Origin of the sequence: Rhizobium mulingense (assembly GCF_029194105.1) — a bacterium.
Classification (GTDB): Bacteria; Pseudomonadota; Alphaproteobacteria; order Rhizobiales; family Rhizobiaceae; genus Rhizobium; species Rhizobium mulingense.
Window position 1 is genome coordinate 178,542 of the sequence record NZ_JARFVE010000006.1, and the last position, 26,507, is coordinate 205,048.

Sequence of the window (26,507 nt, forward strand, 5' to 3'; positions counted from 1 at the left end):
TCCGTTCCGGATTCTGGTCGGGTTATGCCGCCTTCACATGGAAAACGCAGCCGGCCGGATTGGTCTGGCTGGGCTTAAGGGAAGAATTGAAGCGATAGAGCGTCGAGCAATAGGAGCAGACCTTCTCGTTGTCGTCGCCCATGTCGATGAAGATGTGCGGGTGATCGAAGGGAGCCGAAGCGCCCGTGCACATGAATTCCTTGACACCGACTTCGATGACGCGATGACCGCCGTCGTTCTGGAAGTGAGGAATGTTGTGGCCGGCCATGTCGCTCTCCGAATGCTTTCAAATTTGCGCGAACCTTATAAGCCTTCGCCGCAAATGTGTAGAGCCAAAGCGCCGCGGCAGGCACAGTTTTCAGCCACGGTTTTTGGCTTCACGCTGGCGGGCGGCTCAATTATGGTCGCGCCAAAAAGGAAGACCCGATGAACCTGAACACTCCAGTTTTTTCAAGCTTCACCCATGACGGATTGCGGTTCGCCTTTTTCGACGAAGGCGATCCCTCCGGTGTGCCTGTCCTGCTGATTCACGGCTTTGCCTCGACGGCAAACGTCAACTGGGTGCATCCGGGGTGGCTGAAGACGCTCGGCGATGGCGGCTACCGGGTGATCGCCATCGACAATCGCGGCCATGGCGCGAGCGACAAGCCGCATGATTCCGAAGCCTATCGTCCATGGGTGATGGCCGCCGATGCGATCGCCCTGCTCGACCATCTCGGCATCGCCGAAGCCAACCTCATGGGGTATTCGATGGGCGCGCGCATTTCCGTCTTTGCCGCGCTCGCCAATCCGCATCGCGTCCGATCGCTGGTGCTCGGCGGTCTCGGCATCGGCATGACCGACGGCGTCGGCGACTGGGACCCGATCGCCGATGCGCTGCTGGCTCCCTCACTGGACGTCGTGACGCATGAGCGGGGCCGCATGTTCCGCGCCTTCGCCGAACAGACAAAAAGCGATCGCACTGCGCTCGCCGCCTGCATTCGCGGATCGCGCGATCTCGTCGCCCGCTCCGATATGGCCAGACTCGATATGCCGGCGTTGATCGGCGTCGGCACCAAGGACGATATCGCCGGCTCGCCGCAGCAGCTGGCGGCACTGATGCCCGAGGCCGAGGCGCTCGACATTCCCGGCCGCGATCATATGCTCGCCGTCGGCGACAGGGTTTTCAAGCAGGCGGTGCTGGCCTTCTACGCAAGGGTCGCCGAGGGCTGACATCATCGTGATGCCGAAAAACCGTTCTAAAAAACCGTGGTGACGGCACCCATTTATGTTATTGGCGTTTTCCACTATATACTGGCATTGCGAAAACGGCATTCCTGTTGGTAACGAGGAGAGCGGCGATGGTCGCCAAGACAGACATTCGTGCTTTTGAAACAGGCCATCCATTGAAAATGATGGATCCCATCTGGGACAGCCTGCGCGAGGAAGCCCGCACTGCCGCCGAAACGGATCCGGTTCTCGCCGCCTTTCTCTATTCGACGGTGATCAATCACCGTTCGCTCGAAGAATGCGTCATTCACCGCATCTGCGAACGCCTCGATCATCCCGACATGCAGGCGATCCTCCTGCGCCAGACCTTCGAGGAAATGCTCGCCGATTGGCCGGAATGGAGCTCGATCCTGCGCGTCGATATCCAGGCGGTCTATGACCGCGATCCCGCTTGCCTGCGCTTCATGGAGGCGGTGCTCTATTTCAAGGGCTTCCATGCGCTGCAGACGCATCGTCTGGCCCATTGGCTGCTGAACCGCGGCAGGCGTGACTTTGCCCTCTATCTGCAAAGCCGCTCGTCCAGCGTCTTCCAGACCGATATCAATCCGGCCGCCCGTATCGGCAAGGGTATCTTCCTCGATCATGCCACCGGTCTCGTGATCGGTGAAACGGCTGTTGTCGGCGACAATGTCTCGATCCTGCATGGCGTCACGCTCGGCGGCACCGGCAAGGAGGGCGCTGACCGCCATCCGAAGATCGGCAGCGGCGTCATGATCGGCGCCGGCGCGAAGATCCTCGGCAACATCGAAATCGGCTTCTGCTCGCGCGTCGCCGCCGGTTCCGTCGTCCTCAAAGCAGTGCCGCCGAATAAGACGGTTGCCGGTGTGCCTGCCAAGGTCGTTGGCGAGGCCGGTTGTTCCGAACCATCGCGCAATATGGACCAGGTGATCGGCGCCGATATCTGAGCGCCTGTTGGAAAAAGGATAGGAAAAGGCGGCAGGAACCGAGCGGGAACAGCCACTGCCCAAGCAGCAGCCCGCCTTTACACCGCTGCTTTTCCTGTGCAAGAAGCGGCCAATCAAGACCGCTTACGGAGATGACAGAGTGAAGCCTGAAGAAATCAAGAAGCTCGACGCCTATTTCAAGCGCATGTTCAACCCGCAGATGATCGTCAAGGCGCGTCCGCGCAAGAATGATTCTGCGGAAGTCTATCTCGGCGAAGAATTTCTGGGCGTCGTCTATATCGATGACGAGGACGGCGACCGCTCCTACAACTTTTCGATGGCGATCCTCGACGTTGATCTTTGATCGGGCTCGAACGTTTCAAGAGGACCGGGCGGCGCATTCCGCCCGGTTTTTTTGTTTTTTTGATTCTAAAACAAATTTTTTTAAAATCTGTGGTTGCACCTATCTGATATATATTAGCAAAAACAGTTAAAGACGTACGTGCCCCGGCCCGCGGCCTTTGTTTTATTATTGTCATGCAACCTATGGGTTGTTTTGCGTCGCACAAGACTACTTGACTATTTGTGCGTTGCGGCTACCCTGCCGCCATCCCACAGCCCAACGGAGGACGGTCATGTTCAACTTTGACGATGCAAACAGGAAGAGCAAGGAGGCCGTCGATACGGCGCTGAGAACCTATACCGATACGGCGAGGGGCTTTCAGGCAATCGCCGCCGAAGCTGCTGAATATTCGAAGAAATCCTTTCAGGATGCGGTGACGCATTTCGAAACGCTGGCCGGGGCGAAGAGCTTCGAGGCGGTGTTCGAACTGCAGACCAGCTACGTCAAGTCCAGCTATGAGAGCTTTGTCTCCGAAGCGACCAAGCTCGGCGAAATGTACGCCGATCTCGCCAAGTCCGCCTACAAGCCTTACGAGGCTCCAATCGCCGCTGCCGTCGCCAAGACGGGCAGGCAGGCGCCGCAGGCAACGCCTGCTGCCGCATGAGTTGATTGCGACGGCGCAACCTGCGCGACATATTGAAATACCGGGGCCGGCTACGCATCTGTAGCCGGTCTTTTTTGTTTCCATCTTCGCCACAGCGTCCGCTTGGATCGGCCCGGGGACTTTTTTGGTCTTTCCCGTGCATGCCGGCATTTCTTGATTGCAGTGTCTGACAGGGGGCTTAAAATCGGCCTATTATGAACTAAGTTAGTGTTTCAGATATTCGGCGGGAAAAGCACCCTCCCATGCTCCGCCGGATTGATCGAGGAATGAATGACAATGATCGCAAAGCCGATCCGGATGCAGAACGACAGCGAAAGGAACGGGGACAACGGAAATCGCGGAACCTCGGTCATCACACGCACCAAGCCGAAGACCAAGAAGCCCAATCTCTATCGCGTGCTGCTTCTGAATGACGACTACACACCGATGGAATTCGTCATTCACATTCTGGAGCGTTTTTTTCAGAAGGATCGTGAAAGTGCCACCCGCATCATGCTCCATGTCCACAATCACGGCGTCGGCGAATGCGGAATATTCACATACGAGGTAGCGGAAACGAAGGTCAGCCAGGTGATGGACTTCGCCCGGCAGCACCAGCATCCGCTGCAATGCGTCATGGAAAAGAAGTGAGGATCTGAACGTGCCAACATTTTCGCCTAGTTTAGAGAAGGCGCTCCATCAGGCACTGACCTTTGCCAACGAGCGGCATCACGAATATGCGACGCTCGAGCATCTGCTGCTCGCCCTGATCGACGATGCCGATGCGGCCGCGGTCATGGGTGCCTGCAACGTCGATCTCGACGCGCTGCGCAAGACGCTCGTCGAATATGTCGATAACGAACTTTCCAATCTGATCACCGGATATGACGAGGATTCGAAGCCGACCTCCGGTTTCCAGCGCGTCATCCAACGCGCTGTCATCCATGTGCAGTCTTCCGGGCGTGAAGAGGTGACCGGCGCTAACGTGCTCGTCGCAATTTTCGCCGAGCGCGAAAGCCATGCCGCCTATTTCCTGCAGGAGCAGGAGATGACCCGCTACGATGCCGTCAACTATATCTCTCATGGCATTGGCAAGCGCCCGGGCGCCTCTGAGGCCCGCCCTCCGCGCGGCGCCGAAGAGGAAGCCGAGAGCAAGCCCACGGCACGCGGCGGCGAGGAAGAGGGCGGCCCCAAGAAGCAGCAGGATGCGCTCAAGGCCTATTGCGTCAATCTCAACGAGAAGGCCAAGGGCGGGAAGATCGATCCGCTGATCGGCCGTCACGCCGAGGTGAGCCGTACCATCCAGATCCTCTGCCGTCGTTCGAAGAACAATCCGCTGTATGTCGGTGATCCCGGCGTCGGCAAGACGGCGATTGCCGAAGGCTTGGCCAAGCGGATCGTCGAGGGCAAGGTGCCAGAGGCGCTTGCCGATGCGACGATCTTCTCGCTCGACATGGGCACGCTGCTCGCCGGCACGCGCTACCGCGGCGATTTCGAGGAGCGCCTGAAGCAGGTCGTCAAGGAGCTGGAAGAATATCCGGGTGCGGTGCTGTTCATCGACGAGATCCACACGGTGATCGGCGCCGGCGCCACTTCGGGCGGGGCGATGGATGCGTCGAACCTGCTGAAGCCGGCGCTGTCATCGGGCGCGATCCGCTGCATCGGCTCGACCACCTACAAGGAATATCGCCAGTTCTTCGAGAAGGACCGGGCGCTGGTGCGTCGTTTCCAGAAGATCGACGTCAGCGAGCCGTCGATCAACGATGCGATCGAGATCATGAAGGGCCTGAAGCCCTATTTCGAAGAGTATCATCACCTGCGTTATTCGAACGACGCCATCAAATCGGCCGTCGAACTCTCGGCCCGCTACATCTCCGACCGCAAGCTGCCGGACAAGGCGATCGACGTGATCGACGAAACCGGTGCGGCCCAGATGCTGCTGCCGCCGTCGAAGCGCCGCAAGCTGATCACCGAAAAAGAGATCGAGGCGACGATCGCCACTATGGCACGCATCCCGCCGAAGACCGTTTCCAAGGACGACGAAGCGGTGCTCGCCAATCTCGAGCAGGAACTGCGCTCGGTCGTCTATGGCCAGGATATCGCGATCGAAGCCCTTTCAACCTCGATAAAGCTGGCGCGTGCCGGCCTGCGCGAGCCGAACAAGCCGATCGGCTCCTATGTTTTCTCCGGTCCGACCGGCGTCGGCAAGACCGAGGTTGCAAAGCAGCTGGCGTCGTCGCTCGGCGTCGAGCTTCTGCGCTTCGACATGTCGGAATATATGGAGCGGCATACAGTCTCGCGTCTGCTCGGCGCACCTCCCGGCTATGTTGGTTTCGATCAGGGCGGTCTTCTCACAGATGGCGTCGACCAGCACCCGCATTGCGTGGTCCTGCTCGACGAAATCGAAAAGGCGCACCCTGATATCTACAACATCCTGCTGCAGGTCATGGACCATGGCACGCTGACCGACCATAACGGCAAGAAGATCGACTTCCGCAACGTCATCCTGATCATGACCACCAATGCGGGCGCGTCCGAAATGGCCAAGGCCGCGATCGGCTTCGGCTCGTCCAAGCGCACGGGCGAGGACGAAGAGGCGCTGACCCGTCTGTTCACGCCGGAGTTTCGCAACCGTCTCGACGCGATCATTCCCTTCGCGGCGCTGCCGACGGCTGTCATTCACAAGGTCGTACAGAAGTTCATCATGCAGCTGGAGGCTCAGCTTTCCGAACGGAACGTCACCTTCGACCTGCATGAGGACGCGATCGCCTGGCTGGCGGAAAAGGGTTACGACGAGAAGATGGGCGCCCGCCCGCTTGCCCGCGTGATCCAGGACACCATCAAGAAGCCGCTTGCCAACGAAATCCTCTTCGGCAAGCTGAAGAAGGGCGGCGTCGTCAACGTCACCGTCGGTCCCAAGGAAGACGGCAAGCCCGGCATCATGCTGGAAGCCATACCGGATACGGCGCCGATCAAGCCGAAGCCGGAAGCCGAAGTCGTGCATCCCGAAGCCGATGACGAGGGCGACGGGGAACTGAAGACGAAGACGGCCCGCAAGACCCGCGCCAAGACAATCCCGCGGGCCGAGCCCGAGGTCCGCGACGCTCCGAAAAAGGGAAGCGCGGTTCCGAAGGTTCCGCGCAAGAAATGAGATCTTGTCATTGAATTGGAAAAGGCCGCGTCATCCGCGGCCTTTTTGATTTTTCGCTTTGTATTGCTAGCTACAAGCGCACGGAGCGCATTCGCTCACACGCCACGATCATATGGAGCGCAATGTAAATGGCGTACAAAATCTGCGAAAAAAGCTGAGGCATGAACGGATCTTTTGTGCACGGCGATCGTCTGAGGGATTTCGGAGAATGTTCCCTCCACGAGCCGGAAGCCTGAAATTCGTTCCGAAGTTTGGATGAGATATTCGGTCAGTCCAGCAGCCGCAGCGCACTGCGCTCCGACAAGCAGATTGATGGCCGTTGCAGGGCTATCAGTGTGGGAGACTGAAGCTCTTTGAAGGATTCGTTCGAGCTGCTTCGTATAGGCTGCACTCCTTGCAGAGGCGATCTGGACTCCTTCGATGTCAACATCTTGGACACGCCGGAAGGACGAACTGTCAGGCACGAGATAGGTCGCTTTGACGGAGATGTACGGAGGTGAGAAGGAGAAGCGGTCGGCTCTTGATGGATCCGAGGCAATGAAAGCGATGTCCCATTCGCCGCCGTCTGCATTCGCAAGTATGTCGGCAGCCGAGCCGTACTGGATTAGAGAGAGGCCGCAATTCAATTGTTCGGCAATCTTGTGGGCTATCTGGGCGCTCGGACCGACCAGGGCGCCCGCCTTATCGTTCCATCGGACCAACGCCGCATTTGACATATTGATGGCGGCCCTGATAGGGCCGGTCGGCGCTATCTCAGCCAAAATCTGCTTCCGCGTCGACATCTTCGAACTCCCTAAGATGCGAACCTGGCCGCGAGCGCTTCGGATCCTCTTGCGAGTAGGGCGACATCTACACCGACTGCGGTAAACAACGTCCCGAGCGAAATGCAGCGGGATGCGAACTTCTCGTCGGGGGTGAGTATGCCCGTCGGCTTTCCAAGCGCCTTCAAGCGCATTATCGCGTCCTCGATAGCCACAACCACTTCAGGGTGGCCCGGTTGACCACGATGGCCAAAGCTCGCCGCGAGATCAGCCGGGCCGATGAAGATGCCGTCCACTCCATCGACAGCAGCGATGGACTCGAGATGATCGAGCGCTTCCCGGGTCTCGATTTGAAGAAGCAGGCATATCTCCTGCTCCGCGATCTGTGCGTAGTTCGAAACGCGCCCGAAGCGTGTGGCACGCGTCAAGGCGGAGACACCGCGAATCCCGCGGGGCGGATACCGTATAGCTGCTACGGCCGCCATCGCCTCCTCTTCATTCTGCACATACGGAACGAGCAGCGTCTGCACGCCGATGTCCAGGAACCGCTTGATCAGCACAGGGTCGTTGAAGGCAGGGCGCACGACGGGAGAAACGCTGTAGGGCGCGACCGCCTGCAATTGGGGCAGGACGGTGAGGACGTCGCTAGGAGAGTGCTCGGTATCGAACAGCAACCAGTCGAAGCCTGCCGGCGCCACGATTTCTGCTGCGTAGCTTCCCGGAAGGCCGCACCATAGACCGATCTGGCTTTGCCCAGCCATAAGCTTCCGCTTAAAGTGATTGACGGGGAGTTCCATTGCCACCTCACACGAACGAAACGCCGATGGAGCCGACCGGCCCGTAATCAGCGTGGATGACATCGCCCTTGGCGATATCCACGGGGCGGGTGAACGAACCGGCAAGAACGATCTGGCCCTTCTTCAAGCCGCCTCCGACAGCATGAAGCTTGTTCACGAGCCATGCGATTCCGGCGGCCGGATGCCCCATGATGGCTGCGGAAACGCCCGACTCCTCGATGACGCCATTTTTCGAAAGCGTCGCGCCGACCCACCGGATATCGACATCCATCGGCCGAACGATACGACCACCCACGACGATCGCTCCGAAAGCCGCGTTGTCGGCGATCGTGTCGGTGATCGCTCTTGGCACTTCGGTTCGATAGTCGATGATTTCGAGAGCGGGAACGACAAATTCGGTCGCCCTCATGACGTCATAGATACGGGTGCTTGGACCTTCAAGATCCTCGCCCATTACGAATGCGAGTTCGACTTCGAGACGAGGCTTGATGAACAGATCCGCTTTGATCTGCGCTCCATCATTGAAGAGAGCGTCGTCGAGAATGACGCCGTAATCGGGCTCCGTCATCTTCGAGGCCATCTGCATTGCCCGCGACGTCAGTCCGATCTTGTGGCCGACGATCCGTGCACCTTTCGCAATTCGCGCCTGCGCCCAGAGCGCTTGTATCTTGTAGGCGTCTTCGAGTTCTAGGTTCGGATATGTCCTGCTTGGCTGGATGACTGGCTTGCGTTCGACTTCGGCCCTCAGCAGCGCATCAGCTGCCTCCTGGCGTTCATTTTCCGTGATCATGATTTGGCTCTGCTGGTTTTGTTATTTGATGGGAGGGCGTGGCAGGGCGGCCTCGCCCGGCTCCATAACGTATGTGTAATCGAGCGAGAACCACGGCCCTGCGACGTCAGCGTCGGTCGGGTGCGGCTCCTCATGGTGGACGAATTCGCCGGTCAAGGCCGCGGTCACGCCAAACTGTACATCGGAGTCGATATTTGGATCGCTCGGGTCGAAGACCTGGGAGATGAGTGTCTTGTACCCGGGTTTGAAGATGAGCGCGTGCAGATGGGCGGGTCGATAGGGGTGACGGCCTTGCGCCTTGAGAAGGCGACCCACGACGCCGTCGACGGGAATCGGGTAGCCAACCATCTTGACCGTTCTGAACCAGAAACGACCTTCCTCGTCCGTAGTGAGCTTCCCCCGCAGATTCATTTCCGCCTGATCGGGATCCTGGTTCTCATAAAGGCCGACAGGCGACGCATGCCACACGTCGACCTCGGCGCCTGCTACAGGCTTGCCCTCCCGATCGATCACCTTCGCATGGACGAACAAAGGCGTGCCCGGGGTCTCGGACCGGATGATGGTTCCGCCGTTCTCGACTCGCGGTGAGTTAAGCCGCCAGAATGGCCCGAGCAACGATTGCGACGTCTCTGTCTGTCCCATGTCGCCGTTGTTGAGCAGGCAGACGAGCGAAGAGACCCCGAGCGACCCCGCCATCAGCACAAACTCGTTGTGACTGTCAGTCTGCAATTGGCCAATTTCGTTGAGGACCGCCGTGGCCTCCCGGAATTCGGCTTCCGAAAGCCTGACCTCCCGTACGAATGCGTGGAGATGCTTCACCATTGCGACGAGTATTTCACGCAGTCTGGGATCTTCGGTGCGGTTCATCACAGCGACGACCGCAGGCGTCACCTCGCTCTCAGTTCTGATTGGCATGCTGACACCTCCTCATAGCGCGGAGTATCAAAATAATCGATTATTTGTCAAGCTAAGCGAAGGCGCATCAAGCGTACCTCCTGCTTTTTCTACTGCAAATACAGAATTAAAGAATTGATTTTTAACGGAAAAAAGTTTTAAACTGGTGCATTCCCAGAAAAATAAGTCACCTTCTCTGCGGACAAGTTGACATAAATAATCGTTTATTATATCGATCATCGAAAGTTGGACAAGATTGTCTGGGAGGAGAGATGGACTCGACCGACGACGGCGCCCATGGCGCGCTGACAGAAGGAGACGCGCCGTCTGCTGCTTTCGCCGACGATGGAAAAAATACCATCGGTAGCCAGCTCGCATCGCGTCTTCGAGAGGCGATCATTTCCGGCGAACTGGAGGCGGGCAGCAAGATCAATCTCGATAAAGCCCGAAAGACGTTCAACGTCAGCCTCAGCCCGTTGCGTGAAGGCCTGGCCCGGCTCATTTCCGACGGCCTGGTTGAGTTTCAGGACAATCGAGGCTATCGCGTCGCCCCGATCTCGCTTGCCAATCTCGAAGAAGTTACGACCCTTCGGGAGGAACTCGAGGTCTTCGCACTTCGCGAATCCATTCGCATCGGTGACGTCGAGTGGGAGGGCAACATTATGCGTGCGCTCCATCGCCTGAACCGCACTGAGCGCGACGCCGCCCGTCCCGAAACGCTGGAACACTGGGAAGCGCTGCACCGCGAATTCCACCTCACCTTAATCTCGGGCTGTGGTAAGCCGCTGCTTCTCCACTTCTGCAATCTTCTGCTGAATCTGAACGACCGATACCGCCGCGCCTTCCTTGTCCGCACATCCGGGGACCGCAATGTAGGTCAGGAACACAGCGAGATTGCGCAGGGCGCCGTGGCACGTGACGTTGAATATGCTTGCGAGAAGCTGCGACAGCACATCCACCGCACCGGAACCAATCTTCGCAACCATCTTGCGACGAAAGGTGTCGTATGATGGCCGCCTCACGACCAAAATCGGCGCTCCCGATCGGCGTCGCGCATTTCTCGTCCATAATGCTGCCCCCCGCGGAGTTCGCGAAGATTGCCGGACGCGCAGGTTTCTCCAGGATCGGCCTCAGGCTCCATCCGGCCTTTCCCGGTGCGCCGTACTATGAACTGCCCGTCGGTGGCACAGCAGCCGGAGAGTTGAAGGCTGTGCTTGCCGGTGAAGAAGTAGAGGTCTTCGATATCGAATTCTTCGTGCTCGATCCCTCTTTCGAGGCGTCATCGGTGGAGGCGACCCTCGCCGCCGCTGCGAACATCGGAGCGCGACGGCTCAGCGTCTGTGGCGACGATCCGGATCATGCCAGACTGTTATCGAAGTTTTCGGATATCTGTGTCCTCGCGGGACAGTACGGCTTGGCGGTCGACATCGAAAACATGGGCTGGCGGGTGGTCAAAGCCTTTGAGGATAGCATTGAGCTTGTGACACGGGCGGGGATGGAGAATGCCGGCGTTCTCGTCGATGGCATCCATTTCTTCAGGAACGGCGCGGCTCCGGCAGACTTGCGGGCCAACCTCGACAAAGTGAAACATGTTCAACTATGCGACGTAGCCGGCCCAGCGCCGACAAAGCCAGAGGAAATGATCGCTGAAGCAAGAAGCGGCCGACTGCCTCCAGGCGAGGGGGAACTGCCGTTAAGCGATTTGGTTGCTGTGGTCGGAACCGCCGCTTCCATCTCGGTGGAGGTGCCTTTGGTTGGATCCATGGCGCCGGAGGCCCACCTTAAACATCTTTTCAACTGCGCGGAAAGAATGGTCAGGCCGGATCGATAGTCCGGCGCGGGTGCAAATTATCCGCACCGGGAGGAGGAAAATTATACATGGCTTATTCGTTCGATTTTGGTGCGGTCTTTGACCGCGCCCCGGAGTTGCTTTGGGGTTCGCTCGGTACGATAGGGCTGGCGCTCGCCGGAATGCTCCTCGCGCTCCTAATCGGCATTCTCGGAGTCGCCGCCAGAACGTCCAAGATCCCGCTCGTTCGAGCTCCCGTCATCGGGTTCGTCGAAGTCGTCCGGAACACGCCTTTCCTCGTGCAGATTTTCTTCATCTACTTCGCGCTCCCCTTGATGGGGATACGTCTAAACCCGACGGTCACAGCGATCATCGCGCTGGGCATCAACGGCGGTGCATACGCGATCGAGATCATCCGCGGCGGCGTCGAGAGCGTCAGCAAAGGTCAGATCGAGGCAGGATTCGCGCTTGGCCTCCATAAGGGCGACGTCTTCCGGCTGATCGTGCTGAAGCCGGCTCTCCGGGCAATTTACCCGTCGCTCACCAGTCAGTTCGTGATGCTGACCCTCACCACCTCAGTCTGCACCTCGATCGCAGCCTACGAGCTGACGTCGGCGGCGCAGAGAATCGAATCCGATACGTTCCGCAGCTTCGAGGTCTACTTCACCGTAACCGCCATCTACCTCGTCATTTCGACCCTGATGATGGGTATGTTCGCCCTGATCTCCCGCCACCACTTCAACTACCCAACGCGATAGGAGGCACTTTATGGGTCCCATCGGCGAAAACGAATTTCTTTTCATCTTGCAGGGTCTGAAATGGACCGTACTGCTAGCAATCATCGGCTTTGTAGGTGGAGGCCTGTTCGGGATATTGATCGCCCTGGCGCGCGCATCGAAGAACCGGACTGTGCGCGTCGCGACTTCGGGCTACATCGCGCTGTTCCAGGGCACGCCGCTCCTGATGCAGCTTTTCGTCGTGTACTACGGCGTGGCGCTGCTCGGCATTGATGTCAATGCCTGGATCGCCGTGGCCATCGCCTTCACTCTTCATGCGAGTGCCTTCCTCGGCGAGATCTGGCGCGGCTCTATCGAAGCCGTTCCGAAAGGTCAGAGCGAAGCCGCAAACGCCCTCGGCCTGCACTACGTATCGCGGATGAAGGACGTGATCCTTCCGCAAGCCCTGAGAATCTCCATGCCTGCGACCATCGGCTTCCTTGTCCAGCTCATCAAAGGAACGTCACTCGCCGCGATCGTCGGCTTCATCGAGCTGACCCGAGCTGGTCAGATTATCTCGAACCAGACCTATCGGCCGCTCCTCGTCTTCGGGATCGTCGGCCTGATCTATTTCATCATTTGCTGGCCGCTGTCGCACCTTGGAAGCGGCCTCGAGAAACGGATGGCGAAAGCAGTCCGCTAACTGCTTCGTTCGAAGCAAAACCAAAGAGGAGGAATAAGCAATGCAGATCAACCGTAGGAAATTTCTCGGAATAGCTTTTGCGACGGCCGCTTTCGCCACCATCGGCGTCGCCGCCGCATCGGCCGCCACTGTCGAAGAGATCAAAGCCCAGGGCACTCTCGTCGTCGGCATCCAGGGCGACAACGCACCATGGGGCTTTGTGAATACGAGCGGCAAGCAGGACGGCTTCGACGCCGACATCGCGACGCTGTTCGCCAAGGAGCTCGGCGTGAAGATCGAGTTCCAGCCGCTCGCCGTCGCGAACCGAATTCCCGCGCTGACGACAGGGAAAGTGGATATCCTGTTCGCCACAATGGCCATGACTGAGGAGCGCGCCAAATCGATCCAGTACAGCAAGCCATATGCGGCGAACACAATCTCGCTCTATGCCGCGAAGGCCGATGCCGCAAAGGCGCCGGCCGATGTGGCTGGCTGGGAGATCGGTGTGCCGAAGTCGAGCTCGCAGGACAAGGCTGTGACGGACGCCGTGGGATCAACTGCAACGATCCGCCGCTTCGACGATGACGCCGCCACTATCCAGGCTCTCATTTCGGGCCAGGTGAAGGCTGTCGGCGGCAACCAGTTTTACGGACAGAGGCTCGATGCCGCCAGCGCCGGGACTTACGAACGTAAGATCGACTTCCTGAAGACCTACAACGGCGTCGGAACTCGCCTTGGCGAGAAGGACTGGAACGAGGCCGCCAACAGCTTCATCGACAAGATCAAGGCAAGCGGAGAGCTGGCGACCATCACCAAGAAGTGGATGGGCATCGACCTTCCGAAATTCCCCGAATCCATCCCCAACATCCCGTTCACCGTCAAGTAAAGATACAGGGAGGGCGCCGTGCTCAATTCTTCAAACGATCAGTCAACGTTGATTTCACTCGAGAATCTGGAGAAATGGTACGGCTCCTTCCATGCTCTGAAAAACATCAGCCTATCGGTTCGCAAAGGCGAGAAGATCGTCCTTTGCGGCCCATCGGGTTCTGGCAAATCGACTTTGATCCGCTGCATCAACGCGCTTGAGACGATCCAGGACGGGAAGATCGTCGTCGAGGGACAGCTGCTGGATGGCAGCACCAAGGCAGTGGACACGATACGACGCGAAGTGGGCATGGTGTTCCAGAGTTTCAATTTGTTCCCTCACATGACCGTGCTTCAGAACTGCACGCTAGCCCCGATGCGCGTTCGCGGCACCAGCCGCGCCGAGGCCGAACGACTGGCACGAAAATATCTGGAGCGTGTCAGGATTCTTGACCAGGCGGAGAAATATCCCGCCCAGCTTTCCGGAGGCCAGCAGCAACGCGTCGCAATCGCGCGTGCGCTCTGCATGGAGCCGAAAGTGATGTTGTTCGATGAGCCCACAAGCGCGCTAGATCCTGAGATGGTCAAGGAAGTGCTGGATACAATGATCGGGCTCGCACGCGACGGCATGACCATGATCTGTGTGACCCATGAAATGGGCTTCGCCCGCCAGGTAGCAGACAGGGTCATCTTCATGGCCTCCGGTGAGATCATCGAAGAAGCTGGACCCGAGATTTTCTTCAAGTCTCCGCAGCACGAGCGCACCAAGGCGTTTCTCGGCGAAATACTTGCCCATCACTGATCCGGTAGAGCTATCAAAATGGACAATAGGAAATTTCATGTCGCGCTGATCGGAGCGGACATTCAGATGTCGAAGTCGCCGGCTCTCCACGAGACCGAAGCATATCATCTTGGACTGGAATATCGGTACGAGCTTCTCGATCTGACCGAGCGTGGTCTGTCTGCATCTGCGCTGCCAGACCTTCTCGACGAGATCGAACGCCGGGGCTTTGCGGGAAGCAACATCACTCACCCCTGCAAGCAAACTGTCATGGCTCACCTTACCGACCTGTCGGAAGATGCCCGGATGCTCGGTGCAGTCAACACGGTCGTGCTTCGCAATGGAAAGCGGATTGGGCACAACACCGATTGGTACGGCTTTTATAAGAACTTCGAGCGCGGATTACCCGATGTTGCCAAGACACATGCGGTACTGCTCGGCGCTGGCGGCGCGGGGGTCGCAGTCGCGCACGCAGCCATCAAGCTCGGAATCGAGGTGCTTTCGATCTTCGACCAGGACGCAAATCGCGCCGCCACGCTTGCCGACCAGCTCAATCAGCGCTTCTCAAAAAGGTGCGCGCATCCGATCAGGGATGTCAGCGCAACGCTCGCTTCGGCCGACGGGCTTATCCACGCCACGCCGACGGGTATGCGAAGTCATCCAGGCATTCCAATCGACCCGGAAGCGCTTCAGTCGCGTCACTGGGTCGCTGATATTGTCTACATGCCCCTCGTGACCGAACTTCTTGCCTTGGCCGAGAAGAAGGGCTGCAGAACGCTGCCCGGTGGTGGAATGACGGTATTCCAGGCCGCCGCGGCGTTCGAATTGTTCACGAGCGTGCAGCCGGACGCGGAACGAATGTCGCATCATTTCGAGCAGTTGTGCTGAGCTGGAGGACATGCGATGCCGCATATCATCATTGACTATAGCCGGGGCGCTGCCGAGCGCGTCGCTATTGACGAGCTGGCCAGGGCTGTGCATCGCCGAGTCCGCGACGGGGGCCTGGTAAAGCCTACTATAGTTCGTACATTCGCCAGAGAAGCGACTTTCTCCTGCGTCGGTGACGAACATGCCGACAATCACTTCATTCAAATAATTGTGCGCGTGGCTCCCGGACGGCCGACGGAGATCAAACGAGAACTGCTGAAAGCGGTTCTCGACGCTGCCCAGAAGGTCGCAGCACACGCACTTCACGAGGGGCGGCTTGGGATTCGCGCCGATCTCTACGAATCCGACCCGAATTTCGCATTCCAGGAAATAGCACTCGCCTGAACTCGCCGGTGCTTTCACAAGGGTAATTGCAATGAGCCTGATCTATGTTCTTAACGGCCCAAACCTCAACCTACTGGGCAAGCGCCAGCCTCACATCTATGGCCACGAGACGCTGGCCGACGTAGAGGCCTCCTGCCGGACGCTGGCATCGGAACTCGGACACGAGCTCCGATTCCTCCAGAGCAACCGCGAATATGAAATCATCGACTGGATCCACGAAGCGCGTGAGAATGGAGTCGGCATCGTGATCAATCCAGCTGCATTCACGCACACGTCGCTTGCCATCCTCGACGCTCTGAATACGTTCGAAGGTCCCGTCATCGAGATCCATATCTCCAACGTGCATAAACGCGAAAGCTTCCGCCATCACTCCTTTGTCTCCCACCGGGCAGACGGCGTAATCGCCGGCCTTGGAACGGAAGGCTACCAGCTCGGTATCCGCCGCGTCGCGACCATGCTAAAGACCCAGAAAACGACTGACGCAAAATGGTCGACCGGGTCAAACTAGCGGTCCTCGGCGCGGGGCTGATTGGAAAGCGTCATATTCGACATGTCTTGGAAGAACCCGCGGCCGACCTAATCGCCGTAGTGGATCCCACGTCGCTTGGACAGGACATCGCACGCAGCGCGGGCGTCAGATGGTTTCCGAGTTTTGGCGACATGATTACCGCCCAGCGTCCGGACGGCGTCATTATCGCGACTCCTAACCAGATGCATGTCCGGAACGGCATGGAGGCAGTGGAAGCTGGTATCCCGGCTTTGATTGAGAAGCCGATCGTCGATGATGTCGCAGCCGGCGAGAAGCTGATAAAGATGGCCGAAGCCAAGGGTATCCCGCTTCTGACGGGACATCATCGCCGGCACGCCCCAATGATGCAGAAAGCAAAGCAGATCATTGAAAGCGGAAAGCTCGGTCGGATACTGGTCGTCAACGCAATGTTCTGGCTGTTCAAGCCGGATAACTATTTCGACACGCCCTGGCGGCGCGAGCGGGGTGCGGGGCCGGTCTTCCTAAACCTCATCCACGACATCGACAATCTTCGCTACCTGTTGGGGGATATCGCGGCCGTCCAGGCGCGCGAGTCCAACGCAATGCGCGGAAACGCCGTCGAGGAGACAGCCGTGATCCTCATCGAATTCAAGAACGGAATTCTGGGCAGCGCGCCGGTTTCGGATTCTGTTGTGGCGCCATGGAGCTGGGAGATGACGACCGGAGAGAACGCGGCCTATCCGAAGACGGAAGAAGCCTGCTACATGATTGGCGGAACACACGGATCACTCGCCATTCCTTCACTCGACATATGGCGCAACCCGGCGGAGCGGAGCTGGCTGGAGCCCTTCGACCGGAAGCGCATCGACGTCGAGACCCAGGATCCGCTCGTCCTTCAGATACGGCACTTCTGCAAAGTCATAAGAGGTCACGAAGAGCCTCTGGTCAGCGGGCGAGAGGGATGGGAAACCCTGAAAGTAATCGATGCCGTCAAACGGTCCGCAGCCACGCTTCAGCGCGTTGCGCTGCCCTGAAGCACGTCACGTGCTACTATGCCAGAGCTGCCCTGATCTTTTCGGCATTGGCGGCAAGCACCGCGCCGTCCTCCATCTTGCCGGAATGCGGCTTCAGCGCCACGCCTTCATGACGGGGAATGACGTGGAAATGTAGATGGAACACCGTCTGCCCGGCGGCCGGTTCGTTGAATTGGGCGATAAATACACCATCGGCATCAAAGACCTCTTCGAGCGCTTTGGCGACCTTTTGAACGACGGTGATGGCATGGGCGAGGGTAGCGGGATCGGCATCGAGGATATTGCGGGAAGGCGCTTTCGGAACGACGAGCACATGGCCCGGCGCCTGCGGCATCACGTCCATGAAGGCGACCGTATGCTGATCCTCATAGATACGGTGTGAGGGAATTTCGCCGCGCAGGATCTTGGCGAAGATGTTGTTGTCGTCATAGGCGGCCGGATTGGTCATCGCGAAATCTCCTCGTTTCCTCATTGCTCGGGTAGCGCGGCCGGCAGGGCGGCGTCAATCCTCCTGCTGGCGCTCGCCCTTGCGGAAGGGGCTGTGCTCGGCCAGCAGCTCACCCATCTGTTCGACATCGGCGCGCTCGCGGGCGAGATAGTCGCCGATTGCCCGACGAAGCCCGGCATGGGCGACATAATGGGCCGAATGCGTCGTCACCGGCAGGTAGCCGCGAGCGAGCTTGTGTTCGCCTTGGGCGCCGGCCTCGACCCGCTTCAACCCTTTCGAAAGGGCAAAATCGATCGCCTGGTGATAGCAGACCTCGAAATGCAGGAAGGGATGATCCTCGATGCAGCCCCAGTGACGGCCGTAGAGCGTCTCGCCGCCGATGAAGTTGATCGCGCCGGCGACATAGCGTCCGTCGCGCTTGGCCATGACGAGCAGGATGTCGTCGGCCATGCGCTCGCCGATCAGCGAGTAGAATTTGCGGGTGAGGTAGGGCCGGCCCCATTTGCGCCCGCCGGTATCCATATAGAATTTGAAGAACTGGTCCCAGATGCGTTCCGTCAGGTCGCTGCCGGTCAGCCAGTCGATGCTGATGCCGTTTTCGAGTGCGGCCCGGCGCTCCTTGCGCAATGCCTTGCGTTTGCGCGAAGCAAGCGTTTCGAGGAATTCCTCGTGATTGGCATAGCCGTCATTGATGAAATGGAACTGCTGGTCGGTGCGGTGCAGATAGCCGTCCATCTCGAAGACGCCGATCTCTTCATCAGGCACGAAGGTGACATGGGCCGAGGAGATGCCGAGCCGGCGCACGACCTCCTTCAGGCTTTCGGCGATCGCGCTCTGGATCGGCAGCCGCTGCAGCCCCTCGGCGACGAGAAGCCGCGGACCCGTCGCCGGGGTGAACGGAATAGAGCATTGAAGTTTGGGATAATAGCGCCCGCCGGCCCGCTCGAAGGCATCGGCCCAACCATGATCGAAGACATATTCGCCCTGGCTGTGGCTCTTGAGGTAGCCGGGCAGGCCGCCGATCAGGTCGCCGCGATCGGTCTCGAGCAACAGGTGATGGCCGAGCCAGCCGGTCTCAGCGGTGGCCGAACCCGATTCTTCCAGCGACGACAAAAAGGCGTGCGAGACGAAGGGATTGTAAGCGATCGTGGTGCCGCCCTTCGATGCCCCGGAAAGCCTGGACCAGCTCTCCGGGGAAATTGCTGTGAAGGAGCGTTCTACGCGAATGGTGAGGTTATCGGTCATGGGGCAAAATGCGAAGCCTGTGGAGTGCGGTTCGGCTTTCCCTCAATCTGCGCATGATCTTGGCCAAAAAGCGAGCGTCAAACCGCCACACGCGGGTCGAAGCCTTCGAAGGTCATCTGGTCCGCATTGGCGAAGGTCCGCCGCCGCGCCTCTTCGTCGCGCACCGTCCAGGTGATGACGGGAATGCCCTTTTCGCGTTCGCCTGATATGAAGGCATTCGGCAGGTCGTCGTAATAATAGGAGATGAAATCGAGACCGATCTCCATCGCCTGGGCGTGCTCTGCGAACTCCTCGGGCGTGTTGCCGTTGGCGGTCAGCCCGAGCGGGTAGGGGGAGCCAAGCGCCTTCAAATCGCGCAGCAGCCAGTGGTCGAAGCTCATCAGCGCCACCTTGCCTTCATAGCCTTCCAGCACTTCGAGAACAGATTCGGCAAACCCTTCGTCATCAGCCTCGCGGCCCTTCAGCTCCAGTACCAGCGGCACCTTGCCGCGGACGAGATCGAGAAGCTGGCTGAGCGTCGGCACCTTGTCGCTGGTGCCGCCGACAGCGATCAGTCCGAGCTCGCGGGAGGTGCGCTCCCTGATATCGCCGGTGAGATTGCAAAGGCGCTGCAGGTCCTCGTCGTGAAAGATGATCGGCACGCCGTCGGAGGCGTAATGCAGATCGCATTCGATCGCAAAGCCCGCTTCGACGGCGCGCGAAAAGGCCGAAAGCGTGTTTTCCCAGACGAGCTTATTGAGGTCGTGAAAGCCGCGATGGGCGACCGCCACGTCCTTGATCCAGGCTGCATTCGTCATTCCGCGATTTCCATGATAGCATCGATCTCGACCGCGGCGTTCAGCGGTAGGGCTGCCATGCCGACGGCGGCACGCGCATGTTTGCCGGCCTCGCCGAGCACGCCGGCAATCAGGTTCGACGCGCCGTTGATGACGAGATGCTGCTCGACAAAGTCGGGCGCCGAGGCGACGAAGCCGTTCAGCTTGATGACGCGCCGGATGCGGCCGAGATTGCCGCCAAGTGCTGCCTTCGCCTGGGCGAGGATGTTGATCGCGCAGAGTTCGGCGCCGCGCTGGCCGCTTGCAACGTCAACGGTCTTGCCGAGATGGCCGGCGACGGCGATCTTGCCGCCTTCGAGCGGCAGCTGGCCGGAGATGTAGAGAAGATTGCCGCTGATGACATAGGGAACGTAATTTGCGGCTGGGGCTGCGGCTTCGGGTAGGGTTATCCCCATCTCAGTCAGGCGCGCTGCAATTTCATCGGACATTTTCGTCTCCGCTTTTGTTGTCAATGTTTCAAAAATTATGCATCAAGACTAGAATCTTTATTATGACAGCTTCGAGCCTCGATTTGGCCGAAAGAGTTCATATAACATCGCGGCCGAGTCCAACAGGAGTGAATGAATGTTCCGATCGTCGCTTGCCGCTCTGCTTCTCGCCAGCGTATCCGCCAACGCATGGGCGGGTGCGCCTGCGGCAAGCGCTGCGGCCGCGACCGGCCTCATCGCCCATCGCGCCGTCTACGATCTCGAATTGAAGGATGCTTCGGACCGCTCCGGCATCGCCGGCATGTACGGCCGCATGGTCTATGAGTTCGACGGCAGCTATTGCCAGGGCTTCACCACGAATTTCCGCTTCGTGACGCAGATCAATACCGGCGACAGCGTGCGCGTCAGCGACCAGCAGACGACGACCTTCGAGAACCTGAAGGACGGCAAGTTCACCTTCGACACCAAATCCTTCACCGACGATCAGCTCGACAAGGAAGTCAACGGTGCCGCTCAGGACCAACCCGATGGCGTCAAGGTCGATCTCAAGCAGCCGGCGAACCGCGTGCTGCAGCTGGCCGAAAGCCGCTTTCCCACGGAACACATGCTCGACGTGATCCAGAACGCCAAGGACGGCAAACGCTTCTTCGAGGCGCGCGTTTTCGACGGCTCCGATGACGGCGACAAGGCGCTGGTGACGACGACGATCGTCGGCAAGCAGCAGACGCCGGTTGCCGAGGAGGCCGATGCCGGCAATGCCGGCGCCTTCTCCAAGACCGCGTTCTGGCCGGTGACGATCGCCTATTTCAACGAGAATGCGAAATCGGATGCGCTGCCGGTCTATCGCATGTCCTTCAAGCTCTATGAGAACGGCATCACCCGCGACCTGACGATGGATTACGGCGATTTCGTCCTGACCGGCAAGCTTGCCAAGCTGGAACTGCTTGAGCGCAAGGCCGAGGCTTGTCATTAAGCTGCGGCTTTTCCACCGTCATAAAACGGTGTCGGGCGTCATGCTGTCGACGCTGGCGAGCTGAGCGGCGGCATTGCAGGGCAGGGCAGCCGGGCAGATGTTCGGCCGAATCCGTGTTTTTATGCCGAATGGAATGTTTTCCTTGCTTTTATGCCGAACGGAATGTATGGGCACCGGCATTCCACACGTAAGGCATGGGATCGTCCGGGAGAAATCCGGGCTGTTCCGCCGGTGGCATCCTCGACGAGGGTGCTGTTCGTCTTGCGGAGGTTCAACCGGAAAAGGAGTAACAAGGCATGGCATTGCCTGATTTTTCTATGCGCCAGCTTCTTGAGGCAGGCGTCCACTTCGGCCACCAGACCCATCGCTGGAACCCGAAGATGAAGCCGTATATCTTCGGCGACCGCAACAACATCCACATCATCGATCTGGCCCAGACCGTTCCGATGCTGTCGCGCGCCCTTCAGGTTGTCAGCGACACCGTTGCCCGCGGCGGCCGCGTTCTCTTCGTCGGCACCAAGCGCCAGGCGTCGGAGATCATCGCCGACAGCGCCAAGCGTTCGGCCCAGTACTACGTCAACTCGCGCTGGCTCGGCGGCATGATGACGAACTGGAAGACGATCTCCAACTCGATCCAGCGCCTGCGCAAGCTCGATGAGATCCTCGGCGGCGAAGCCCAGGGCTTCACCAAGAAGGAACGCCTGAACCTCGAGCGCGAGCGTGAAAAGCTCGACAAGGCTCTCGGCGGTATCCGTGATATGGGCGGCACCCCCGACCTGATGTTCATCATCGACACCAACAAGGAAAAGATCGCGATCGACGAAGCCAAGCGCCTCGGCATCCCGGTTGTCGCCATCATCGATTCGAACTGCGATCCCGACCTGATCGACTATCCGATCCCGGGCAACGACGACGCATCGCGCGCGATCGCTCTTTACTGCGAGCTGATCTCCCGCGCTGCCATCGACGGCATCGCTCGCCAGCAGAGCTCTTCCGGCCGCGATCTCGGCGCATCCTCCGAAGTTCCGGTCGAGCCGGCTCTCGAAGAAGCAGCCGAAGGCTGATGAAAGCGGGCGGATCGAAAGTTCCGCCAAAGCTTGCATGGACTGGGGAAGGCCGCTCGCGACTCATCGAAGTTCGGCGGCCTTGCCTGTTTCAGGGCGAAGGCGTCAGATGCCTCGCCAGATAAATTTCGTTATGGCGCGTCTTCATCACGCTGTCATACATACAGGTACATTTCGTGCCTCAATCCGGTGCCGCGCCGCGCTTTGCGGCCCACCGTTTGAACCGATAAGAGGAAGATAATGAGCGAGATTACGGCTGCAATGGTGAAGGAACTGCGCGAAAAGACCGGCGCAGGCATGATGGACTGCAAGAAGGCGCTTGCCGAAACCAATGGCGACATGGAAGCGGCGATCGACTGGCTGCGCGCCAAGGGCATCGCCAAGGCCGACAAGAAGTCCGGCCGTACGGCTGCCGAAGGCCTCATCGGCGTTTCGAGCCAGGGCACCAAGGCCGTCGTCGTCGAAGTCAACTCCGAAACCGATTTCGTCGCCCGTAACGACGCCTTCCAGGATCTCGTCCGCGGCATCGCCAAGGTCGCCGTCTCCACGAACGGCAGCGTCGAGGCCGTTGCGGCCGCCACCTACCCGGCATCCGGCAAGTCGGTTTCCGACACGATCAAGGATGCGATCGCAACGATCGGCGAGAACATGAACCTGCGCCGCTCGGTCGCACTCTCGGTCGAGGACGGCGTCGTCGCAACCTATATCCACAATGCCGTTTCCGACGGTCTCGGAAAGCTCGGCGTTCTCGTCGCGCTGAAGTCGACCGGCGACAAGGAAGCCCTGAACGCAGTCGGCCGCCAGGTCGCCATGCATATTGCCGCGACCGCGCCGCTGGCGATCCGCCCTGAAGAAGTCGATGCCGCTGTCGCTGAGCGCGAGCGCAACGTCTTCATCGAGCAGTCGCGCGCTTCCGGCAAGCCGGACAACATCATCGAGAAGATGGTGGAAGGCCGCATGCGCAAGTTCTTCGAGGAGGTCGCCCTTCTCTCGCAGGCTTTCGTCATCAATCCTGATCTGACCGTCGCAGCCGCCATCAAGGAAGCTGAAAAGGCCGTCGGCGCTCCGATCGAAGTTGCCGGCATGGCCCGTCTTCTGCTCGGCGAAGGCGTCGAGAAGGAAGAAACCGATTTCGCAGCCGAAGTCGCGGCTGCCGTCAAGGGTTGATCTTCCAGCCATAATTCTGAAAACAAGAAGGGCATCGCGTGACAACGCGGTGCCCTTCGTGTATCGGGCATTCACGGCAATTTACGAGGAGCCAAGATGTCTTTAGAGCCTGTCTATAAACGCGTTCTGCTCAAGGCTTCCGGCGAAGCACTCATGGGTGCCCAGGGTTTCGGGATCGATGTTGCGGTGGCGGACCGCATTGCATCCGATATCGCCGAGGCAAGGCATATGGGCGTGGAAGTCGGCGTCGTCGTCGGTGGCGGCAATATATTCCGCGGTGTCGCGGTGGCATCCAAGGGCGGCGACAGGGTGACCGGCGACCATATGGGCATGCTCGGCACCATCATCAACGCGCTGGCGCTGGCGACCTCGCTGCGCAAGCTCAACATCGACACTGTGGTACTTTCGGCCATCTCCATGCCGGAGATCTGCGAGAGCTTTTCGCAGCGTGCGACCCTCTATCATCTGTCGATGGGACGCGTGGTGATCTTTGCCGGCGGCACCGGCAACCCCTTCTTCACCACCGATTCCGCCGCCGCGCTGCGCGCTGCCGAAATGGGTGCGCAGGCGATCTTCAAGGGCACGCAGGTCGACGGCATCTATTCCGCCGATCCGAAGAAATATCCCGACGCAACGCGCTTCGACCGGCTGACGCACCAGGAAGTACTGGACAGGGGGCTTGCGGTGATGGACGTTGCCGCCGTGGCGCTCGCCAGGGAGAATTCCATCCCGATTATCGTCTTCTCGATCCACGAGAAGGGCGGTTTTACCGAAATCTTGGCGGGCGGTGGCCTCAAGACCATCGTCTCCGACAACTGATACACGCTGCGCCTTTTGGGGGTGCAGGTCTCGCTAGAACATGATGATGTCGGGCCCGGTTGGCCTCAGATCTGAATTATGTTCTATATTAGATAGTTAGAGCATGATGTCGTCACCGCTGACACGTTTGGGCATCATGCTTTCGACGGGAGCATCGACATGAGTGAAGGTATCGATATCAAGGAACTGAAGCGCCGCATGGATGGCGCAGTTTCCGCATTCAAGAGCGACATCGCATCGCTGCGCACCGGCCGTGCCTCGGCCAACATCCTCGATCCGGTGACGATCGAGGCCTACGGTTCGCGCGTGCCGCTGAACCAAGTCGCCAACATCACGGTGCCCGAGCCGCGCATGCTGACGGTTTCCGTCTGGGACAAGTCGATGGTCAGCGCCGTCGAGCGCGGCATCCGCGAATCCAACCTCGGCCTCAACCCGATCGTCGATGGCCAGAGCCTGCGCATCCCGCTGCCGGAGTTGAACGAGGAGCGTCGCAAATCGCTCGTCAAGGTGGCTCACGACTATGCCGAAAAGAGCAAGGTCGCGATTCGCCATGTCCGCCGCGACGGCATGGACGGCCTCAAGAAGGCCGAAAAGGATGGTGTAATCGGCCAGGACGAGAGCCGTGCGCAGTCGGAACGTGTACAGAAGATGACGGACGAGACGATTTCCGAAATCGACCGCTTGCTTGGGGAGAAGGAAAAGGAAATCATGCAGGTCTAGTGGATCTGTGCCTTTGCCTGGAAAGACCGGACGGGAAATGTCGGAATCTGTATTTTTGACTGTGCCAGAGCATGTTGCCATCATCATGGATGGCAATGGCCGCTGGGCCAAGCAGCGTGGCCTGCCGCGCACGATGGGCCATCGCAAGGGCGTCGAGGCGGTGCGCGAGACAGTGCGCGCCGCCGGCGCGGCCGGCATAAAATATCTGACCCTCTTTGCCTTCTCCTCGGAGAACTGGCGCCGGCCCGAAGCCGAAGTCTCCGATCTGCTTGGTTTGCTCAAGGCTTTCATCCGCCGTGACCTGGCCGACCTTCATCGCCAGAATGTGCGCATCAGGGTGATCGGCGATCGCCACAGCCTGCGCAGCGATATCTTCGGCCTGCTGCTCGAGGCGGAGGAGACGACCAAGGACAATGCGGCGCTGACGCTGGTCATCGCCTTCAATTACGGCTCGCGTGATGAAATTTCCCGCGCTGTGGTGAGCCTGGCCAATGACGTCGAGGCAGGTCGCCTCAGGGCGCAGGACATCACGCCCGCGCTGATCGACGCCCGTCTCGACACGGCGGGTATCCCCGATCCGGATCTCATCATCCGCACCAGCGGCGAGGAGCGGCTTTCCAATTTCCTGCTGTGGCAGGCCGCCTATTCGGAATTCATCTTCGTTCCGGAATATTGGCCGGATTTCAGCCCCGAAATCTTCCGCTCGGCGCTTGAAAAATTTGCCTCCCGCGACCGGCGCTTCGGCGGCCTGTCGTCGCAGGCTGCTGCGGTTGGCACCTGATGCAGCCGGAACTGAAACTGCGCATCGCTTCAGGGCTGGTTCTCGCAGTCATCGTTCTTGCCGCCACCTGGTATGGCGGCGTTGCCTTTCGCATCCTGGCGGCCGTGATCGGCCTGCTGATCTATTATGAATGGTCGAAAATATCAGGCGTCGCGCGTGACTGGGTTGCCAACGTCGTCGGCTGGATCGGCGAGGCGGCGATCGCTTTCCTGGTGCTTGTCGGCAATTTCGAATTCGCCGGAGGCATGCTGGCCGGCGTCACCGCTGTCGGCATAGCCCTGGTCATCCTGCACGGCACCAGCCGCTGGTTTCCGGCGGGTCTGTTTTACGCCGGCGCCACCGGCGTGGCGCTCGCCGGGATCAGAGGCGACGATCAGCCGGGCCTTTATGCGATGCTCTTCGTCTTTGCCGTCGTCTGGGCAACCGATATCCTCGCCTATTTCGTCGGCAGGGCTCTTCGCGGACCTAAGCTTGCCCCGTCGATCTCGCCCGGAAAGACGTGGTCCGGCGCCATCGGCGGCGCCGTTTCGGCGGTGGGAGCCGGCGTCGTCCTCATGCATTTTCTTCTGCCGGGCGCAGAACTCGCCGCCGCCGTCGTGGCGCTCGTTCTGTCGGTTTGCAGCCAGGCCGGCGATCTGTTCGAATCTTTCATCAAGCGAAAATTCGGGGTCAAGGATTCAAGCCACCTCATTCCAGGTCATGGCGGCGTCATGGATCGTGTCGACGGACTGATTTTCGCCTGTTTTTCGGCGTTATTGCTTGCTGGGCTTTTTTCCCTGATAAAGGGAGGCGAGATGACGTCGCTCGGCGCGGCATTGTTCGGCCCCTGATGAAGCGAAGGCTGACGGAAGGAACTCAAGAAAGTG

The 26,507-nt window shown here is 59.3% G+C and carries 32 protein-coding genes; 23 read left to right on the plus strand and 9 right to left on the minus strand.

Annotation, left to right across the window (positions count from 1 at the left end; all coding sequences use genetic code 11):
• Positions 1 to 22: 22 nt before the first annotated feature.
• Entirely contained in the window at positions 23 to 268 is a 246-nt protein-coding gene (locus PYR71_RS15895; protein WP_008526950.1) for a zinc-finger domain-containing protein, read from the minus strand.
• 158 nt (positions 269 to 426) lie between these two features.
• Between PYR71_RS15895 and PYR71_RS15900 the strand changes: the two genes are divergently transcribed.
• The 6 genes from PYR71_RS15900 (at position 427) to clpA (ending at position 6,290) form a co-directional block, all read left to right on the plus strand.
• A complete protein-coding gene (locus tag PYR71_RS15900) occupies positions 427 to 1,212 on the plus strand; it encodes an alpha/beta fold hydrolase (RefSeq protein ID WP_275620024.1) in 786 nt (261 codons plus the stop codon).
• Positions 1,213 to 1,340: 128 nt separating this feature from the next.
• Positions 1,341 to 2,174 carry a serine O-acetyltransferase gene (gene cysE / locus PYR71_RS15905; RefSeq protein WP_275620025.1) on the plus strand — a complete coding sequence of 278 codons (834 nt, stop codon included), beginning with the start codon at positions 1,341 to 1,343 and terminating at the stop codon, positions 2,172 to 2,174.
• A 139-nt stretch (positions 2,175 to 2,313) separates the two neighbouring features.
• Positions 2,314 to 2,517 carry a DUF3126 family protein gene (locus tag PYR71_RS15910; protein ID WP_038688627.1) on the plus strand — a complete coding sequence of 68 codons (204 nt, stop codon included), beginning with the start codon at positions 2,314 to 2,316 and terminating at the stop codon, positions 2,515 to 2,517.
• A 271-nt stretch (positions 2,518 to 2,788) separates the two neighbouring features.
• Positions 2,789 to 3,160: a phasin family protein gene (locus PYR71_RS15915; RefSeq protein ID WP_183915836.1), complete on the plus strand. Its 372-nt coding sequence runs from the start codon at positions 2,789 to 2,791 to the stop codon at positions 3,158 to 3,160.
• Between the two features lie 276 nt (positions 3,161 to 3,436).
• Entirely contained in the window at positions 3,437 to 3,790 is a 354-nt protein-coding gene (gene clpS, locus PYR71_RS15920; protein ID WP_008526939.1) for an ATP-dependent Clp protease adapter ClpS, read from the plus strand.
• A gap of 10 nt (positions 3,791 to 3,800) precedes the next feature.
• A complete protein-coding gene (clpA, locus tag PYR71_RS15925; RefSeq protein WP_275620026.1) occupies positions 3,801 to 6,290 on the plus strand; it encodes an ATP-dependent Clp protease ATP-binding subunit ClpA in 2,490 nt (829 codons plus the stop codon).
• Positions 6,291 to 6,385: 95 nt separating this feature from the next.
• Here clpA and PYR71_RS15930 read toward each other — a convergent pair whose 3' ends face one another.
• Genes PYR71_RS15930 through PYR71_RS15945 form a run of 4 tightly spaced genes read right to left on the minus strand, consistent with a single transcriptional unit; the run spans position 6,386 to position 9,553 of the window.
• Positions 6,386 to 7,072 carry a transporter substrate-binding domain-containing protein gene (locus PYR71_RS15930; RefSeq protein WP_275620027.1) on the minus strand — a complete coding sequence of 229 codons (687 nt, stop codon included), beginning with the start codon at positions 7,070 to 7,072 and terminating at the stop codon, positions 6,386 to 6,388.
• A gap of 11 nt (positions 7,073 to 7,083) precedes the next feature.
• Positions 7,084 to 7,848, minus strand: coding sequence for a 4-hydroxy-2-oxoheptanedioate aldolase (gene hpaI / locus PYR71_RS15935; protein WP_275620028.1), 765 nt, complete (start codon positions 7,846 to 7,848; stop codon positions 7,084 to 7,086).
• 7 nt (positions 7,849 to 7,855) lie between these two features.
• Positions 7,856 to 8,638, minus strand: a complete 783-nt coding sequence (gene hpaH, locus PYR71_RS15940; RefSeq protein WP_275620029.1) for a 2-oxo-hept-4-ene-1,7-dioate hydratase — start codon at positions 8,636 to 8,638, stop codon at positions 7,856 to 7,858.
• Between the two features lie 21 nt (positions 8,639 to 8,659).
• Positions 8,660 to 9,553, minus strand: a complete 894-nt coding sequence (locus PYR71_RS15945) for an intradiol ring-cleavage dioxygenase (protein ID WP_275620030.1) — start codon at positions 9,551 to 9,553, stop codon at positions 8,660 to 8,662.
• 251 nt (positions 9,554 to 9,804) lie between these two features.
• On the opposite strand from PYR71_RS15945, the gene PYR71_RS15950 reads away from it, so the two are divergent.
• From PYR71_RS15950 to PYR71_RS15995, 10 genes are read left to right on the plus strand one after another with little or no spacing between them, the layout of a single operon-like run.
• Positions 9,805 to 10,542, plus strand: a complete 738-nt coding sequence (locus PYR71_RS15950; protein ID WP_275620031.1) for a GntR family transcriptional regulator — start codon at positions 9,805 to 9,807, stop codon at positions 10,540 to 10,542.
• Positions 10,542 to 11,363, plus strand: a complete 822-nt coding sequence (locus PYR71_RS15955; protein WP_275620215.1) for a sugar phosphate isomerase/epimerase family protein — start codon at positions 10,542 to 10,544, stop codon at positions 11,361 to 11,363. Before PYR71_RS15950 ends, PYR71_RS15955 begins: the two co-directional genes overlap by 1 nt.
• A 47-nt stretch (positions 11,364 to 11,410) precedes the next feature.
• Positions 11,411 to 12,079, plus strand: a complete 669-nt coding sequence (locus tag PYR71_RS15960) for an amino acid ABC transporter permease (protein ID WP_275620032.1) — start codon at positions 11,411 to 11,413, stop codon at positions 12,077 to 12,079.
• 10 nt (positions 12,080 to 12,089) lie between these two features.
• Positions 12,090 to 12,740 (plus strand): amino acid ABC transporter permease, encoded by a 651-nt coding sequence (locus PYR71_RS15965; protein ID WP_275620033.1) that lies wholly within the window; start codon positions 12,090 to 12,092, stop codon positions 12,738 to 12,740.
• Positions 12,741 to 12,780: 40 nt separating this feature from the next.
• Positions 12,781 to 13,605, plus strand: a complete 825-nt coding sequence (locus PYR71_RS15970; RefSeq protein WP_275620034.1) for a transporter substrate-binding domain-containing protein — start codon at positions 12,781 to 12,783, stop codon at positions 13,603 to 13,605.
• Positions 13,606 to 13,623: 18 nt separating this feature from the next.
• Positions 13,624 to 14,385: an amino acid ABC transporter ATP-binding protein gene (locus PYR71_RS15975; RefSeq protein ID WP_275620035.1), complete on the plus strand. Its 762-nt coding sequence runs from the start codon at positions 13,624 to 13,626 to the stop codon at positions 14,383 to 14,385.
• An 18-nt stretch (positions 14,386 to 14,403) separates the two neighbouring features.
• A complete protein-coding gene (locus PYR71_RS15980; protein ID WP_275620036.1) occupies positions 14,404 to 15,252 on the plus strand; it encodes a shikimate dehydrogenase in 849 nt (282 codons plus the stop codon).
• A 15-nt stretch (positions 15,253 to 15,267) separates the two neighbouring features.
• On the plus strand, positions 15,268 to 15,636 hold the full coding sequence (locus tag PYR71_RS15985) for a 5-carboxymethyl-2-hydroxymuconate Delta-isomerase (RefSeq protein WP_275620037.1): 369 nt from the start codon (positions 15,268 to 15,270) through the stop codon (positions 15,634 to 15,636).
• Between the two features lie 31 nt (positions 15,637 to 15,667).
• Positions 15,668 to 16,144: a type II 3-dehydroquinate dehydratase gene (gene aroQ / locus PYR71_RS15990; protein ID WP_275620038.1), complete on the plus strand. Its 477-nt coding sequence runs from the start codon at positions 15,668 to 15,670 to the stop codon at positions 16,142 to 16,144.
• Positions 16,123 to 17,160, plus strand: a complete 1,038-nt coding sequence (locus PYR71_RS15995; RefSeq protein ID WP_275620039.1) for a Gfo/Idh/MocA family protein — start codon at positions 16,123 to 16,125, stop codon at positions 17,158 to 17,160. Before aroQ ends, PYR71_RS15995 begins: the two co-directional genes overlap by 22 nt.
• Positions 17,161 to 17,176: 16 nt before the next feature.
• Here the strand turns inward: PYR71_RS15995 and PYR71_RS16000 are convergent, their stop codons facing one another.
• From PYR71_RS16000 to PYR71_RS16015, 4 genes are all read right to left on the minus strand, one after another.
• The gene (locus PYR71_RS16000; RefSeq protein WP_183915809.1) at positions 17,177 to 17,608 is read right to left on the minus strand and encodes an HIT family protein; all 432 of its coding nucleotides are present in this window, start codon (positions 17,606 to 17,608) and stop codon (positions 17,177 to 17,179) included.
• A 54-nt stretch (positions 17,609 to 17,662) separates the two neighbouring features.
• Positions 17,663 to 18,853 carry a GNAT family N-acetyltransferase gene (locus PYR71_RS16005; RefSeq protein WP_275620040.1) on the minus strand — a complete coding sequence of 397 codons (1,191 nt, stop codon included), beginning with the start codon at positions 18,851 to 18,853 and terminating at the stop codon, positions 17,663 to 17,665.
• Positions 18,854 to 18,930: 77 nt separating this feature from the next.
• Positions 18,931 to 19,650 (minus strand): glycerophosphodiester phosphodiesterase, encoded by a 720-nt coding sequence (locus PYR71_RS16010; protein ID WP_275620041.1) that lies wholly within the window; start codon positions 19,648 to 19,650, stop codon positions 18,931 to 18,933.
• Complete coding sequence (locus tag PYR71_RS16015; protein ID WP_168294793.1) at positions 19,647 to 20,117, minus strand: RidA family protein; 471 nt, start codon at positions 20,115 to 20,117, stop codon at positions 19,647 to 19,649. Before PYR71_RS16015 ends, PYR71_RS16010 begins: the two co-directional genes overlap by 4 nt.
• 136 nt (positions 20,118 to 20,253) lie before the next feature.
• Here PYR71_RS16015 and PYR71_RS16020 point away from each other — a divergent pair, with 136 nt between their 5' ends.
• The 7 genes from PYR71_RS16020 (at position 20,254) to PYR71_RS16050 (ending at position 26,471) form a co-directional block, all read left to right on the plus strand.
• The gene (locus PYR71_RS16020; protein WP_183915804.1) at positions 20,254 to 21,090 is read left to right on the plus strand and encodes a cell envelope integrity EipB family protein; all 837 of its coding nucleotides are present in this window, start codon (positions 20,254 to 20,256) and stop codon (positions 21,088 to 21,090) included.
• Positions 21,091 to 21,386: 296 nt separating this feature from the next.
• Entirely contained in the window at positions 21,387 to 22,154 is a 768-nt protein-coding gene (gene rpsB / locus PYR71_RS16025; RefSeq protein ID WP_008526906.1) for a 30S ribosomal protein S2, read from the plus strand.
• Between the two features lie 240 nt (positions 22,155 to 22,394).
• Entirely contained in the window at positions 22,395 to 23,321 is a 927-nt protein-coding gene (gene tsf / locus PYR71_RS16030; protein ID WP_183915801.1) for a translation elongation factor Ts, read from the plus strand.
• Between the two features lie 96 nt (positions 23,322 to 23,417).
• The gene (gene pyrH / locus PYR71_RS16035) at positions 23,418 to 24,140 is read left to right on the plus strand and encodes a UMP kinase (protein WP_183915799.1); all 723 of its coding nucleotides are present in this window, start codon (positions 23,418 to 23,420) and stop codon (positions 24,138 to 24,140) included.
• A gap of 159 nt (positions 24,141 to 24,299) precedes the next feature.
• Entirely contained in the window at positions 24,300 to 24,860 is a 561-nt protein-coding gene (gene frr / locus PYR71_RS16040; protein WP_004678618.1) for a ribosome recycling factor, read from the plus strand.
• A gap of 37 nt (positions 24,861 to 24,897) precedes the next feature.
• The gene (locus PYR71_RS16045; RefSeq protein ID WP_275620042.1) at positions 24,898 to 25,641 is read left to right on the plus strand and encodes an isoprenyl transferase; all 744 of its coding nucleotides are present in this window, start codon (positions 24,898 to 24,900) and stop codon (positions 25,639 to 25,641) included.
• Positions 25,641 to 26,471: a phosphatidate cytidylyltransferase gene (locus PYR71_RS16050; RefSeq protein WP_275620043.1), complete on the plus strand. Its 831-nt coding sequence runs from the start codon at positions 25,641 to 25,643 to the stop codon at positions 26,469 to 26,471. Before PYR71_RS16045 ends, PYR71_RS16050 begins: the two co-directional genes overlap by 1 nt.
• Positions 26,472 to 26,507 lie beyond the last annotated feature (36 nt).